The sequence below is a fragment of the Rhizobium sp. NPDC092011 genome, assembly GCF_044756305.1.
GTDB lineage: Bacteria > Pseudomonadota > Alphaproteobacteria > Rhizobiales > Rhizobiaceae > Rhizobium.
Window position 1 is genome coordinate 17,538 of record NZ_JBIVSO010000024.1, and the last position, 13,787, is coordinate 31,324.

The 13,787-nt window shown below is 60.6% G+C and carries 12 protein-coding genes and 1 tRNA gene; 6 read left to right on the forward strand and 7 right to left on the reverse strand.

The window, feature by feature from the left end; all coding sequences use genetic code 11:
* The first annotated feature begins 38 nt into the window (after nucleotides 1-38).
* Complete coding sequence (locus ACIQJ2_RS36175; protein ID WP_400677355.1) at nucleotides 39-518, forward strand: hypothetical protein; 480 nt, start codon at nucleotides 39-41, stop codon at nucleotides 516-518.
* 74 nt (nucleotides 519-592) lie between these two features.
* On the opposite strand, the gene ACIQJ2_RS36180 is transcribed toward ACIQJ2_RS36175, so the two are convergent.
* From ACIQJ2_RS36180 to ACIQJ2_RS36195, 4 genes are all read right to left on the reverse strand, one after another.
* On the reverse strand, nucleotides 593-1,384 hold the full coding sequence (locus tag ACIQJ2_RS36180; RefSeq protein WP_199150054.1) for a YdcF family protein: 792 nt from the start codon (nucleotides 1,382-1,384) through the stop codon (nucleotides 593-595).
* A gap of 176 nt (nucleotides 1,385-1,560) precedes the next feature.
* On the reverse strand, nucleotides 1,561-2,283 hold the full coding sequence (locus ACIQJ2_RS36185) for a YoaK family protein (RefSeq protein WP_400677358.1): 723 nt from the start codon (nucleotides 2,281-2,283) through the stop codon (nucleotides 1,561-1,563).
* A gap of 492 nt (nucleotides 2,284-2,775) precedes the next feature.
* Nucleotides 2,776-2,851 (reverse strand) — tRNA-Ala (locus tag ACIQJ2_RS36190).
* A 151-nt stretch (nucleotides 2,852-3,002) separates the two neighbouring features.
* Complete coding sequence (locus ACIQJ2_RS36195) at nucleotides 3,003-3,383, reverse strand: TIGR02300 family protein (protein WP_004127699.1); 381 nt, start codon at nucleotides 3,381-3,383, stop codon at nucleotides 3,003-3,005.
* 403 nt (nucleotides 3,384-3,786) lie between these two features.
* On the opposite strand from ACIQJ2_RS36195, the gene ACIQJ2_RS36200 reads away from it, so the two are divergent.
* The 3 genes from ACIQJ2_RS36200 (at nucleotide 3,787) to rpsA (ending at nucleotide 6,968) form a co-directional block, all read left to right on the forward strand.
* Nucleotides 3,787-4,422: an FMN-binding negative transcriptional regulator gene (locus tag ACIQJ2_RS36200; RefSeq protein ID WP_400677360.1), complete on the forward strand. Its 636-nt coding sequence runs from the start codon at nucleotides 3,787-3,789 to the stop codon at nucleotides 4,420-4,422.
* 28 nt (nucleotides 4,423-4,450) lie between these two features.
* The gene (gene cmk / locus ACIQJ2_RS36205; RefSeq protein ID WP_400677363.1) at nucleotides 4,451-5,083 is read left to right on the forward strand and encodes a (d)CMP kinase; all 633 of its coding nucleotides are present in this window, start codon (nucleotides 4,451-4,453) and stop codon (nucleotides 5,081-5,083) included.
* Nucleotides 5,084-5,264: 181 nt separating this feature from the next.
* Nucleotides 5,265-6,968, forward strand: coding sequence for a 30S ribosomal protein S1 (gene rpsA, locus ACIQJ2_RS36210; RefSeq protein WP_199151530.1), 1,704 nt, complete (start codon nucleotides 5,265-5,267; stop codon nucleotides 6,966-6,968).
* Nucleotides 6,969-7,076: 108 nt separating this feature from the next.
* On the opposite strand, the gene ACIQJ2_RS36215 is transcribed toward rpsA, so the two are convergent.
* The 3 genes from ACIQJ2_RS36215 to ACIQJ2_RS36225 all read right to left on the reverse strand — a co-directional run bounded on the left by ACIQJ2_RS36215 (nucleotide 7,077) and on the right by ACIQJ2_RS36225 (nucleotide 10,565).
* Entirely contained in the window at nucleotides 7,077-8,723 is a 1,647-nt protein-coding gene (locus tag ACIQJ2_RS36215; protein WP_400677367.1) for a hypothetical protein, read from the reverse strand.
* Between the two features lie 237 nt (nucleotides 8,724-8,960).
* Nucleotides 8,961-9,587 carry a ribonuclease D gene (locus ACIQJ2_RS36220; RefSeq protein WP_400677369.1) on the reverse strand — a complete coding sequence of 209 codons (627 nt, stop codon included), beginning with the start codon at nucleotides 9,585-9,587 and terminating at the stop codon, nucleotides 8,961-8,963.
* 147 nt (nucleotides 9,588-9,734) lie between these two features.
* Complete coding sequence (locus ACIQJ2_RS36225) at nucleotides 9,735-10,565, reverse strand: MerR family transcriptional regulator (RefSeq protein WP_199148972.1); 831 nt, start codon at nucleotides 10,563-10,565, stop codon at nucleotides 9,735-9,737.
* Nucleotides 10,566-10,954: 389 nt separating this feature from the next.
* Between ACIQJ2_RS36225 and ACIQJ2_RS36230 the strand changes: the two genes are divergently transcribed.
* On the forward strand, nucleotides 10,955-12,226 hold the full coding sequence (locus ACIQJ2_RS36230; RefSeq protein ID WP_400677372.1) for a 4-aminobutyrate--2-oxoglutarate transaminase: 1,272 nt from the start codon (nucleotides 10,955-10,957) through the stop codon (nucleotides 12,224-12,226).
* A gap of 74 nt (nucleotides 12,227-12,300) precedes the next feature.
* Nucleotides 12,301-13,782 (forward strand): NAD-dependent succinate-semialdehyde dehydrogenase, encoded by a 1,482-nt coding sequence (locus tag ACIQJ2_RS36235; RefSeq protein WP_400677374.1) that lies wholly within the window; start codon nucleotides 12,301-12,303, stop codon nucleotides 13,780-13,782.
* Nucleotides 13,783-13,787: the final 5 nt, after the last annotated feature.

Below are 13,787 nucleotides of genomic sequence, written 5' to 3' on the forward strand. Positions count from 1 at the left end.
AATATGGCCGCGACAGCGCTTCGAAGAGGAATCCCCCCGTGAAATCCCTGCTGATCGTCATCCTCAACCTCATTGCATTCGTGGTCATGCCTGCGGCGGCCGAGGCACAGCAATCGCTCCTGCAGGATCCGGTGGCCTACGAGAAGGATCACTTCACCAAGAGCTGCGACGGACAGGTGAGTTTCGGCGACAAGTTCGCGACCCAGCAGGACATCAACAACGACAAGCTGATGGATATCGTCATCAACGAGGGCGAAATCACCTGCAAGGGCGAAAAACAGGCTTACTGCACGGACGAGGGTTGCCCCTACAACTTCTATGTTCAGGTTGCCGAGGGCGGGTATCTGCTCGTCGCCACGGCAAAGATCTATGGCTACGATTTCATCCTGCGCTTCGGCAACATGGTGCTGGTCATGAAGATGCATCCGCGCTTCTGCGACCGCAAGGATGGCGAGGCCGTCTGCGAAATCACCGTCAGGGTGCGCGGCACCAAGTTCGTCACCATATCGCAGAAATAATTATTGCGGACACCTAGCTGCGGCCCGGGCACGTGTTTCGGCCCGGGCACGTGGTTTACTGTCCGGACACGTAGTTACGGTCCGGGGTAGAGTGCCGAGGTGCGGCCGACCGCATAATAGCCGACGAGGCCAACCCATTCGCGCAGACCGGTCGCCAGCAGTTGCGCGTTGCGCGAAGGCTGGGTGAAATCGAAACCGGGCGTCTCCTTGCCGGTGCTGCGATAATCGACAGGCCAAGGCACGACGGATATACCCTGCTTGCGGAAGATGCCCATCGAGCGCGGCATGTGGAAGCCCGAGGTGATGAGCAGGCAATCCGAAAGTCCGTTCTGGGCAAGCAGTTCCTTCGTATTAACAGCATTTTCGAATGTGGTGCGCGAGGTCTTGTCCTCGATCATGCGGCTCGTCGAAACGCCGAAGGCGGTAAAGAAGCGCTCGGAGATAACGGCATCGCCCTCATAGCTACCGCCGATCGAACCATCGCCGCCCGAAATCAGAATGCGTGCCTGCGGATATTTCTGCGCCAGCCGCAGCGCTTCGACGAGGCGGTCACCGGCCGAATCGAGCTCGTAGCCACCCCGCGCCGTCGTCACTTCATTCTGCGTGGCGCCGCCAAGAACGATCATGCACTTCAGATCAGCTGGGTCGGCGGCAGGCTTCGGAAAGCGTTCCTCCAGCCCCTGGACCACATAGGCGCCTGCCGTCGTGTAAAGCGTGACGAACAGAACGGCGGCAGACAGAAGCGAGGTGGTGAGCATGGCAGCCCGCCAACGCACGAGCCCGGCGATGAAGGCCAGAAGGCCGAGGAGAAACGCCAGCGACAATGGCTGACCGAAAATCCAGACAAGTTTCGAAAAAAAGAACACGGCACATCCTTACGCTTGTCGGCGGAAAACGATTCGGTTTCTCCCTATAGCATCGGCCCGAAAATCGGAATCGATTTTCGGAAAGCCCGATGCGTGGCTTCAAGGAGATAGAGCGACCTTTGTGCTTCCGAAAGGAAGCACGGCGCCCTAGCAGATTTTTGTGCACCGCAATGTGGCTATTTCGATCGCCGCGCCAACGGAGCCGTCGCCACGAAGCGCTGATTGAAGCGGCGCTGCAGCGGGCGAGGTATGAAAAGCGTCGACAGCGCCAGGAGAAGTGCGACCATGGAAACCAGCCAGAGCGCATGTGCCCCGAAGGTGCGGGCGAGAAGTGCTCCGATGACAGCGCCCGATATCATACCGCTCCACGGCACGATCTGCACCGTCCAGGCAAAATCCCGCTCCCCCAGCAGGAAGCGGCCGATGCCGCGGCCGAATCGAGAGAGAGCTCCGGTCACGTAGGTGAGCCCGATCGGCAGGCCTTCGATATGCTCGACCGTGGCATTGACCAGGCCCATGGCCAGCACAACGAGAAAGAATTGTACCAGGATCAGCGCCGGCTCTGCAAAGCCGGCGGCCGCAGCCAGCAGGATGCTGACGCAGGCAAGCACCACGAAAGCCCGCCGATCGGCCAAATGGGCGATGACGATACCAAGCGCATTGCCGGCTATGAATGTCAGAATGGCGGAAAACAATACCAAGGCATGACCGAAGTCCCCCGTTCCAACGGCGATCGCAGCCCGCGTCGTATTGCCCGTCATGAAGGACACGAAACTGCCTGTCAGCATCAGCCCCACGGCATCGGTCATGCCGGCGAGAAAAGCGATCGAGGCGACAAGCGAAAGCCCCGTCACCGTGCGGCGGGTCCTGATGAGACGACGGCGGCGCTGTCTGGTCATGGGCGAATCGGAGTGTGTTGCGGGAGACAGGAGGCTAGCATGAAGTTTGGGGGATGCGGAGTGTTATGGCGTCGATTCGGAGCAATCGGTAGGTGTGCGTTCCGACGACAATCTCTTCTTGACGAAGGCGCGCTCCGATCCGGATTTCAGATATTTTTCCAACGCAAGCGCCTGCAACACGTTTGAGAAGGCGATGCAGGTTTAACCAACCTGCAGCAGCATATTTCGATGTGTGCGGCACTTCTGTGCCATTATGCGCTTTGCAAGGTGCGTCCTCTGATCTCCAAACACGCCGATATAGTGACGATCGGGAAAATCGCGGCTTTGAAGAATGTAGACGTACCTCATGCACAAAGTAATCGCGCGCAGCGGCACGGACACAACCGACACGTTATCGATCGATTATCTCACGAGAGCCTTAGAACTTAATTCGCAGAGTTTTGGAGTAATTCGCTTAGTGGCTTACCAAATCGAAGCTTGCAGAGCGAAGATTGGTGGAGCTAAGCGGGATCGAACCGCTGACCTCTTGCATGCCATGCAAGCGCTCTCCCAGCTGAGCTATAGCCCCATCAAGATGGTGCCGTTTGACCGGCCCTGGGTCCCTTCCGAGCGCTTCGCCCGTCGGGGTGGCGGCTTATTACTTGTGGTTTTCACAGATAGCAAGCCGAAAAATTCGGCCCGGCAAACTTTTCTTGAGTACCGGGCCGATTGTCGTCTGATCAAACGTCGTCGTCGTCGCCGGTAACGCCGATGATGTCGCTCATGTCGTCATCATCTTCATCTTCGTCGGCTTCGAGGAAGGTGTCGTCGTCATCGTCGCCGATTTCGACGTCGTCGTCGCCGATATCCGGAATATCGTCGCCGGCTGCAGCCTCATCGGCGTCCTCGAGCGATACCAGTTCGACTTCCGTGTTTTCGGTATCGACTTCGGCCACTTCTTCTTCTTCCGGAACTTCCTTCGCTGCGGAGGTTTCCTCGAAGAAGGACAAGGGCCAGGACTTGCCGGTATAGGGCGAGATCACCGGATCCCGGTTCAAGTCATAGAACTTCTTGCCGGTATCCGGGTCGGTACGTTTTGTTCCAAGTTCCGCTTTCGCCACTGTCAAAGCCTCATGAATGGCCGAAGGAAAATTCGGCAATGCCGGGGAAGCCGGCGTTTTAAGGGAAATATCAGCCGGTCCCCTTAATCGTTGCGGCCGTTTCTGTCAAAGCTAAAGTTCATACCGCTTTGCACGCGGTTTTCGTGCATTGCGCTCCAAAGGGTGAGCGGGCCCGCGCCAGCGGGCCGATGCAAATCCCCGAGCATCCGGCGCAAGACGGTTAAAACCGTCTGCAACAGGCCTCGGCTCGAACGACATGGCCCCGATGTTTTCCCGATTTTTTGCTATCATGACAAGATTGGACGCGACGATCCAAGCCAAGGGCTGGTAGACCTCGCGGATGGCCGTTCGAAGCCTTGCCGCGCGAGGTTTCCGAGAATGGTGCGACAAACGGACGGAAGCCATGTATCAGCCTCCACTTCACCGCGAAGACGATCTCAGCACACAGCACCAGCTGATCCGCACCCATCCGCTGGGATTGCTGATCACGGCCGGCGGCGGCGGGCTGATCGCCAATCCCGTGCCATTTCATTTGAATGCGGCGCTTTCGCCCAAAGGCACGCTTCAGGCCCATGTCGCAAGGGCAAACGGCCAGTGGCGGGAAATCGCCGACGGAGCGCCGGTCCTGGTCGTCTTCCAGGGTGCCGATACCTACATCACACCATCCTGGTATGCGACGAAGCGAGAAACCGGCAAGGTCGTGCCGACCTGGAACTATGCAATCGTGCAGGTTCGCGGGAGCGCGCGCATCATCGACGATCCTGCCTGGCTGCGCGCGCAGATCGGCGCGCTGACAGGCGAGAACGAGAGCGACCGCCAGCAGCCCTGGGCGGTGGAAGACGCACCGCCGGAATTCATCGCCGCCCAGATGAAAGGCATTATCGGCATCGAAATCGACATCGAGACGATTGACGGCAAATGGAAGGTGAGCCAGAACCGGCCGCTGGCTGACCGACAGGGCGTGGCCGAAGGCCTCGGGGCAATCGATAGAACGGAAGCCGCCGAAATGGCCGCTCTGGTGCGTCGCTACAGCAAATAACGAGATACGGTGTAGGGACGAAAAAGACATGATCATAGCCATCGACGGGCCTGCGGCCGCCGGCAAGGGAACTCTGGCGCGCCGGATCGCCGAGGCCTATGGCTTTCATCATCTCGACACCGGCCTCACCTACCGCGCCACCGCCAAGGCCCTCATCGATGCCGGATTGCCGCTAGACGACGAGGCCGTTGCCGAGGACATGGCGCGCAAGGTCGATCTGGCGGGGCTCGACCGGAGCGTCCTTTCCAGGCACGAGATCGGCGAGGCCGCCTCGAAGATCGCAGTCATGCCGGCCGTGCGCTCGGCGCTACGCGAGACGCAGCGCCGCTTTGCCGAGAAGGCACCGGGCGCCGTGCTCGACGGCCGTGACATCGGCACCGTCGTCTGCCCGGAAGCCCCGGTGAAGTTCTACGTCACCGCCTCGGCTGCAATCCGGGCCAAACGCCGCTACGAGGAGATCGTGGAGGCCGGCGGCAGCGCCGATTACGACGCCATATTCGAGGACGTGAAGCGGCGCGACGAGCGCGACATGGGCCGCACCGACAGCCCTTTGAAACCAGCTGAAGACGCGTACTTGCTAGATACCTCAGAAATGAGTATAGAAGCGGCGTTTCAGGCGGCAAAATCGATCATCGACGCCGCTCTGAGCCGAAATGCCTGAAAATATGAGCGGCTTTCGCGCGCCCCGCGCCGGAAACTGCCGATTTCAAATAGCCTGACATTCCGTCCAAGCGCCGGATAGCTTCCCGAACAAGGAGGCGGACTGGGGTCAGGCCTGTTTAACGCGAACCACCGGCGCGTCAGTGTCCAAATTGCATAATAAGGACACGCCAGGAGATTTTATGTCTGTAACTTCCCCCTCTCGCGAAGATTTCGCAGCTCTTCTCGAAGAATCCTTTGCCAAGAACGATCTGGCTGAAGGCTATGTCACCAAGGGTATCGTCACCGCCATCGAGAAGGACGTTGCCGTTGTCGACGTCGGTCTCAAGGTCGAAGGCCGTATCGCGCTGAAGGAATTCGGTGCACGCGCCAAGGACGGCACGCTGAAGGTTGGCGATGAAGTCGAAGTCTACGTCGAGCGCATCGAAAACGCACTTGGCGAAGCTGTTCTGTCGCGCGAAAAGGCTCGCCGCGAAGAAAGCTGGATCAAGCTCGAAGCCAAGTTCGAAGCTGGCGAGCGCGTCGAAGGCGTGATCTTCAACCAGGTCAAGGGTGGCTTCACCGTCGATCTCGACGGCGCTATCGCCTTCCTGCCGCGTTCGCAGGTCGACATCCGTCCGATCCGCGACGTTACCCCGCTGATGCACAACCCGCAGCCCTTCGAAATCCTCAAGATGGACAAGCGCCGCGGCAACATCGTCGTATCGCGTCGTACGGTTCTGGAAGAGTCCCGTGCCGAGCAGCGTTCTGAAATCGTTCAGAACCTCGAAGAAGGCCAGGTTGTTGACGGCGTCGTCAAGAACATCACCGATTACGGTGCGTTCGTTGACCTCGGCGGCATCGACGGCCTGCTGCACGTCACCGACATGGCATGGCGCCGTGTGAACCATCCGTCGGAAATCCTGTCCATCGGCCAGCAGGTCAAGGTACAGATCATCCGCATCAACCAGGAAACCCACCGTATCTCGCTCGGCATGAAGCAGCTCGAGAGCGATCCGTGGGATGGCATCCAGGCCAAGTATCCGGAAGGCAAGAAGATTTCCGGTACGGTTACGAACATCACCGACTACGGTGCGTTCGTCGAGCTGGAGCCGGGCATCGAAGGCCTGATCCACATCTCGGAAATGTCCTGGACCAAGAAGAACGTTCACCCCGGCAAGATCCTGTCCACGAGCCAGGAAGTCGAAGTCGTCGTTCTCGAAGTCGATCCGACCAAGCGTCGTATCTCGCTTGGCCTGAAGCAGACGCTCGAAAACCCGTGGGCAGCTTTCGCCCGCAACCATCCGGCTGGCACCGAAGTCGAAGGCGAAGTCAAGAACAAGACCGAATTCGGCCTGTTCATCGGCCTCGACGGCGATGTGGATGGCATGGTGCACCTCTCCGACCTCGACTGGAATCGTCCGGGCGAACAGGTCATCGAAGAGTTCAACAAGGGTGACGTCGTCAAGGCTGTCGTTCTCGACGTCGACGTCGAGAAGGAACGCATCTCGCTCGGCATCAAGCAGCTCGGCAAGGACGCAGTCGGCGAAGCAGCAGCTTCCGGCGACCTGCGCAAGAATGCAGTCGTTTCCTGCGAAGTCATCGCAGTCAACGAAGGCGGCATCGAAGTGAAGCTCGTCAACCACGAAGACATCACCTCGTTCATCCGCCGTGCCGATCTGTCGCGTGACCGTGACGAACAGCGTCCGGAGCGTTTCTCGGTTGGTCAGGTTGTCGACGCTCGCGTCACCAACTTCTCCAAGAAGGACCGCAAGATCATGCTGTCGATCAAGGCTCTGGAAATCGCAGAAGAGAAGGAAGCTGTTGCTCAGTTCGGTTCGTCCGACTCGGGCGCTTCGCTCGGCGACATCCTGGGTGCGGCTCTGAAGAACCGCAACGCCGAGTAATCCTCGGTAGAAGCCTGCAAACAAAAGACCCGCCGGAGCGATCCGGCGGGTTTTTCTTTGCTCGTCATGCGGAACTCGGGTCAGCTGGTTCGTCTGATCCGCGGAGACTTATTCCCAGGCGACCATGCGCCGATAGAAATCGAAAGCCTGTCCCTGCTGCCGATCGCCCAGCGAAGGTTGCGGCAGCGCGGCCATCTCCGGATCGGCGCGCTGCTGCGAGACGACAGGCCCGGTTTCCTGATCATCGGCAGCCTCCTCGGCCGCCGGGGCCGGCTGCTCCTCCGGACGAGAATCGTCTTCTTCCTGATGCTGCGCCATCTCCTCGTCGTCAGAAGAACCTTGGTCCTCTTCATCGCCGACGGGATCCACACGGTCGATCCGTTTCTGATCGATTGCCTTGGCCGGTGCTGCGGTCGGCAGATAGTTGGCAACCACGAAAGGCACGCCGATCGGCAAGGGAACCGGCATTCCCGTCTGCTCAGCGGCATCATACATGGCCATGGCCGCCATCGAAGGCGCCTGAAGCTGAGGCTTGCCGGAAAGGGCGGCGGCAGGAAGCGGCATTTCCTCTTCAATCGCCAGCGACACCGGGATCCCGGCGAGCGGAAGGGAGCGGCTTCTGCCGCTCTCGTCGACGGCCGGCTGCGGGATTTGCCCTGCGGCACCGGCAGTCAGCGCCTGCGCTATGATCTTCTCGGCGGACGCCATCGGGTTGTTGATGATCTGCAGAAGATCGGAACTGATTGTAGCCGCAGGTGAGCCGATGACGACCTGCAGCCCTTGTTTGAGATCAGCCTGGATTTGCTGGATATCACGCGGCAGCGGCGGCGGCGCAAGCGGCGACCTGATCAACTCGATTTCGGTCGGAAGCTTGGCCTCGGCGGCGATCGCCGCCAACAGCGGCCCGGCGGCCTGATTGCCCGGAGGAGATAGCGGCTGAGAGGGCGAAGTCGTTGCGGCATTTACGCCGGAGCCGGCGGGGGCCGCTTGCGACGTTGTGGCGGCTCCGTTTTGCGGCAGCGCCTGCACGGGAGCGGCCTGATTTGCGGCGGCAGTCGGGGAACTTGCGCCGCCGGGCTGAGCCGCCCCTTGAGGGGTGGATGCCGGTTGCGCGGCGGATTGCACAGAGGTAGCCGCAGGCGCCTGCTCTTTCACTGATGATGCAAGGCTAGCCGCCTGGGCAGCGATATCGGCGACTTTCTGCAATATAGCAGGCGCAATCGCTTGGGCTGTCGCAGCCTTCACATCGCCGGCATTTTGTCCGTAGGAGTTGACGACTGCTTTCAGCGCGGCGTCGGGCTCAACTGTCGATGCCTGTTCCAGGCTGAGCGCCAAGTGGACGGCCTGCGGGCTCTCAGGATCCGTCAGGGCCGCAGCGAGCAACGGCAGCGGCACCGGCGTGCTCATTTGCGCATCCATACGCTGTTGGGCCGCGGCGAGCTGCTGCGGAGAAAGGTTGCTGATGGCGGCGGCTACGCGTTGCGCATATACGGCGTTGCTCTCGCCCGGCTCGCGCGAAAGGTTCAATGCGCGCGCGGCGGTATCGATGGCGGAAAGCAGGCTGTCGAACATGCGCTCGCGCGCTGCGACCAGCAGCATGTTCAACTTGCCTTCGACGCTGGCGTTGACGGCGCTCGACAAGACCGCCGCAGGCGTTGCAGCGGCCTGCAGCCCCGATGTCTCCGCAGTTACGACGACCGGTTTTTCGATGGACACGCTTACAGCGGACACGGCACCAACGGCGGGAAGCAACATGACATGCTCCTTTGTCTGGCAAGGCGACGGTGGAAGCGGAGGGCAGGATCAATCAAGGTCCGCTCATGCGGCCGGTGGACTTCCTAACGCCAGACGACCCGGGTGGCGATACGCAAACGCGACGAGCTGGAAATCATCCGCAAAATAACAGCCGAATCGTTAATGGAGTCCTAAATGAAAGAGCCGGCGCCACTTTCGCGGGACCGGCTCCTGAATCTCACCTTTTGAGGGCGGCCGTCAGCTATGCGCGAATATATCCGCCTCTTCCCAGCCGAGAAGATCGAGCTTGGCGCGGGTCGGCAGGAAGGCAAAGCAATCGTCGGCATAGTCCATGCGGCCATCGCGCAGCAGGCGTTGCGTCAGCTTGTCCCTCAATGCGTGGAGATAGAGCACGTCGGACGCCGCATATTCGAGCTGTGCCTGCGAAAGCGGGTCGGCCGCCCAGTCGGACGACTGCTGCGCCTTGGAAATATCGACTTCGAGCATTTCCTTGAGATTGTCCTTCAGGCCATGGCGATCCGTGTAGGTACGGCAAAGGCGCGAGGCGATCTTGGTGCAGAAAACCGGCGTGGTGGTAACGCCGAAGGTATGGAACAAGACGGCGATGTCGAAACGGCCATAGTGGAAGATCTTCTGGTGCGTCGGATCGGCGAGCATGGCGACGAGGTTGGGCGCCTGCTTTTGGCCGGCAGCGATGCGGATGACGTCGGCAGTACTGTCGCCCGGCGACAGCTGCACGACGCAAAGCCGGTCACGACGCGGAACGAGGCCGAGGGTTTCCGTGTCGATGGCTATCGCACCGGTATAGCGGGCGGCGTCTGCAGCGGAAATATCGCCTTCATGATAGCGGATGGTGGCAGCCATGAGATTCTCCCGGCTCTGTCTTCTGAATTCGCTTTTCATCCGTTCTATAGAACAGACAGGTAGATAACGATACCATCGCGTCCGGGGCTTGTTGTTTCTTTGCGCATTCCGAACGGAAAACCGCTCCGCACTTTTCCTGGAGATGCTCTAGAATGTCGGCGGCGTATTGATCCAGAGCAATACGGTCTCGCCGTCATGCCGGTTGCGCCAGGAATGATAGCGGCGGCTTTCGAAATAAAGCGAATCGCCGGGCAACAGATCGAAGAACTGATCGCTGTCGAGCACCAGTTCCAGGCGTCCGGCAAGGACGTGAATGAATTCCTCGCCCTCATGACGATAGGCGCCTTCGCTCGCAGCACCCGGCGCCAGCACGAAGCGATGGCAATCCATCATCGTCCGCCCCTCGGCGAGCAGCTGCACGGTGACGCCGGGCGTGGTCGCCGGCCAGGCCCGCCATTCGCCCGATCGGATCAGGGCCGGCACATCCTCACGCTCTTCGCCCGACAGGCGCGAAACGGTCGTGCCGTAATAATCGGCAAGATCATGCAGGGTTTTGAAACTGACGCCCTGCGAGGTGCGCTCCAGCGTCGACAATGTCGAAGATGTCATGCCCATGTCGGCCGCAACCTGCTCCAATGTCTTGCCGGCGGCGTGGCGCAGCGAGCGAAATCGGCGGCCGATATCGGAGGATGCCGATTGCTCGCCATTCTCCAAACCGGAGGCGCCGCCCTCCTCCGTCTCAAGCGCTTCGCGAATCGCTGCGGGGTTGAGACCGCGCTCGGCCCGGAACCAGGAAATACGCTTCAACCGCGCCACATCCTCGGCGCTATATTGACGGTGCCCCGTTTCAGAGCGGGAAGGCACCACCAGCCCCTGGCTTTCCCATAGGCGCAAGGTGGAAGCCGACACGCCGGCCAGACGCGCCGCTTCCGCCACCTTATAGCGCACTGAATAGCGCTCGGGCTCGATGCTGCTCATTTGCCAATGATCCCTGATCTCTCAAGCATTTTCGCCTTTCTGCGAATCGCGAGAACGCTCAATCTTCTTATTTTCCAGCACATTCCGGACAGAAAGCCGCTGCTGACCTCCCGACGATGTTCTGGTCTTTCGATCTGTTTAGCACGAATGAAACGCCAACTGCACAGCTCCCTAAATCGATTTAAGAAATCAGGTGGCTTTTCGCGGTGCCAGAGCCTGCCCGGAACGCTCCACGTGACCCGAACGGCGCAGTTTCGGAACCCCCGGCGCATTCTTGTCACCCACACAAAATCCCGCTTGAAATCTTGCAGGAAAAATGTAGGAGTTTTCTAAATAACTTGCAGAACTTCTGCAAGATAATTCGAAACTGCCTTCTGGGAGCGCACACGATGACCTTGACCGAGCGGAAGAACGCCGCCATTTCCCGCGGCGTCGGCATGACGACGCAGATCTATGCCGATCGCGCCGAAAATGCCGAGATCTGGGACAAGGAAGGCCATCGATATATCGATTTTGCCTCGGGCATCGCCGTCGTGAACACGGGCCATCGCCACCCGCGTGTCATCGCCGCCGTCAAGGAGCAGCTCGATCGCTTCACGCATACCTGCCATCAGGTCGTACCCTATGAAAGCTATGTGCATCTTGCCGAACGACTGAATGCGATCGTCCCCGGCGACTTCGCCAAGAAGACCATCTTCGTGACGACGGGAGCCGAAGCGGTCGAAAACGCCGTCAAGATCGCCCGCGCCGCCACCGGCCGCTCCGCCATCATCGCCTTTGGCGGTGGCTTCCATGGCAGAACCTTCATGGGCATGGCGCTGACCGGCAAGGTCGCGCCTTACAAGATCGGCTTCGGCCCGATGCCGGGTGATGTTTTCCATGCGCCCTTCCCGGTGCCGCTGCACGGCGTCACCGTGGAGCAATCGCTGGCGACGCTTAAGAAGCTCTTTGCCGCCGATGTCGACCCGCAGCGCGTCGCCGCAATCATCCTCGAGCCGGTCCAGGGCGAAGGAGGCTTCTATCCCGCACCCGTGGCCTTCATGAAGGCGTTGCGCGAGATCTGCGACCAGCACGGCATTCTCTTGATCGCCGACGAAGTACAGACCGGCTTTGCACGTACCGGCAAGATGTTCGCGATGGATCACCATGAGGTGGCCGCCGATCTCGTTACCATGGCGAAAAGCCTTGCCGGCGGCTTCCCGCTGGCCGCTGTCACCGGCCGCGCCGAAATCATGGATGCACCGGGTCCGGGCGGCCTCGGCGGCACCTATGGCGGCAATCCGCTTGGGATCGCCGCCGCCCATGCCGTGCTCGACGTCATTGCCGACGAGGGCCTCTGCGACCGTGCCAATCAGCTCGGCTCGCGCCTGAAACAGCGGCTGGAATCGCTACGCGACAAAGTGCCGGAGATCGCCGACATCCGCGGCCCCGGCTTCATGAATGCGGTCGAATTCAACGATGCGACGACGAAACTGCCGAGCGCGGATTTCACCAACAAGGTGCGGCTGATCGCGCTCGACAAGGGGCTGATCCTTTTGACCTGCGGCGTCCACGGCAATGTCATCCGCTTCCTGTCGCCGATCACTATTCAAGACGGCGTGTTCAGCGAGGCGCTCGATGTTCTCGAGGCGTCGCTGATCGAGGCCAGCACCGGCCGCTAAACGCGCCGGCCATCCGCGTTTTCTTACGATCCGCCTGTGCGGCCTGCCGGGCGAAACCTGTCGGAGTGCATAGCATGTCCTTTACAACAGCAATGACCAAGCATGTGCCATTCTCCTCGCGCTTCCTGCGGGCCGCCGGCTACATCAACGGCGCCTGGACCGCGGGTGGCGCGACCAAGACATTCGATGTCATTAACCCCGCTACCGGCGAAGTGCTTGCCAGCCTCCCCGAAATGGGTGTTGCCGAAACGACGGCAGCGATCGACGCCGCCTATGCGGCGCAGGCGGCCTGGGCCGGCCGTCCCGCCAAGGAACGCGCTGTCATCCTGCGCAAGTGGTTCGATCTGATGGTCGCCAATGCCGATGAGCTGGCCAACATTTTGACGGCCGAAATGGGTAAGCCGCTGCCGGAAGCGAGAGGCGAAATCCTCTACGCCGCCTCCTATGTCGAATGGTATGCCGAAGAAGCCAAGCGCATCTACGGCGAAACCATCCCGGCGCCTTCCAACGACAAGCGCATGATCGTCATCAAGCAGCCAGTCGGTGTCGTCGGCACGATCACGCCCTGGAACTTCCCGGCCGCAATGATCGCCCGCAAGATCGCACCGGCGCTCGCCGTCGGTTGCACGATCGTCTCGAAGCCGGCCGAGCAGACGCCGCTGACGGCGATTGCGCTCGCCGTCCTGGCCGAAGAGGCTGGTATTCCCCCAGGCGTGTTCAACGTCATCGTCGGCACGGACGGCCCGGCGATCGGCCGCGAGCTTTGCGGCAATCCGAAGGTGCGGAAAATCAGCTTCACCGGCTCGACCGAAGTCGGCCGTATCCTGATGCGCCAGTGCGCCGACCAGATCAAAAAGGTCAGCCTCGAGCTCGGCGGCAATGCACCTTTCATCGTCTTCGACGATGCCGATCTCGATGCCGCCGTCGAAGGTGCCTTGGCTTCGAAATATCGCAATGCAGGCCAGACCTGCGTTTGCGCCAACCGCATCTATGTGCAGTCCAACGTCTATGACGCCTTCGCCGCAAAGCTTGCAGCCAAGGTCTCGGCGCTTTCGGTCGGCGACGGCTTCAAGCCGGGCGTGACCATCGGGCCGCTGATCGATGAGCAGGGTGTTGCCAAGGCGGAAGACCATGTTCGTGACGCTGTGTCGAAGGGCGCCCGCATCCTGCTCGGCGGCAAGCGCATCGAAGGTGCCGGCACTTTCTTCGCGCCGACCATTCTGACCGGCATCGACCGGACGATGAAAGTTGCCCGCGAGGAAACCTTCGGCCCCGTCGCTCCGCTCTTCCGCTTCGAAACGGTCGAGGATGTCATCGCCCAGGCGAACGACACGGAATTCGGCCTTGCCGCCTACTTCTTTGCCGGCGACCTCAAGAAGGTATGGCGGGTGGCCGAGGCACTCGAATACGGCATGGTCGGCATCAATACCGGCATCATGTCGTCTGAGACGGCGCCGTTCGGCGGCATCAAGCAATCCGGCCTCGGCCGAGAAGGCTCGCGCCATGGTGCCGACGACTACCTGGAAATGAAGTATCTCTGCATGGGCAACGTATAGCCGGC

What these genes read in the sequence shown, in the direction of transcription:
- ACIQJ2_RS36185 (WP_400677358.1), bottom strand. Translation starts at nt 2,283, where the DNA reads ATGACCAGACAGCGCCGCCGTCGTCTCATCAGGACCCGCCGCACGGTG.
- ACIQJ2_RS36200 (WP_400677360.1), top strand. Translation starts at nt 3,787, where the DNA reads ATGTATCAGCCTCCACTTCACCGCGAAGACGATCTCAGCACACAGCAC.
- cmk (WP_400677363.1), top strand. Translation starts at nt 4,451, where the DNA reads ATGATCATAGCCATCGACGGGCCTGCGGCCGCCGGCAAGGGAACTCTG.
- rpsA (WP_199151530.1), top strand. Translation starts at nt 5,265, where the DNA reads ATGTCTGTAACTTCCCCCTCTCGCGAAGATTTCGCAGCTCTTCTCGAA.
- ACIQJ2_RS36215 (WP_400677367.1), bottom strand. Translation starts at nt 8,723, where the DNA reads ATGTTGCTTCCCGCCGTTGGTGCCGTGTCCGCTGTAAGCGTGTCCATC.
- ACIQJ2_RS36220 (WP_400677369.1), bottom strand. Translation starts at nt 9,587, where the DNA reads ATGGCTGCCACCATCCGCTATCATGAAGGCGATATTTCCGCTGCAGAC.
- ACIQJ2_RS36225 (WP_199148972.1), bottom strand. Translation starts at nt 10,565, where the DNA reads ATGAGCAGCATCGAGCCCGAGCGCTATTCAGTGCGCTATAAGGTGGCG.
- ACIQJ2_RS36230 (WP_400677372.1), top strand. Translation starts at nt 10,955, where the DNA reads ATGACCTTGACCGAGCGGAAGAACGCCGCCATTTCCCGCGGCGTCGGC.
- ACIQJ2_RS36235 (WP_400677374.1), top strand. Translation starts at nt 12,301, where the DNA reads ATGTCCTTTACAACAGCAATGACCAAGCATGTGCCATTCTCCTCGCGC.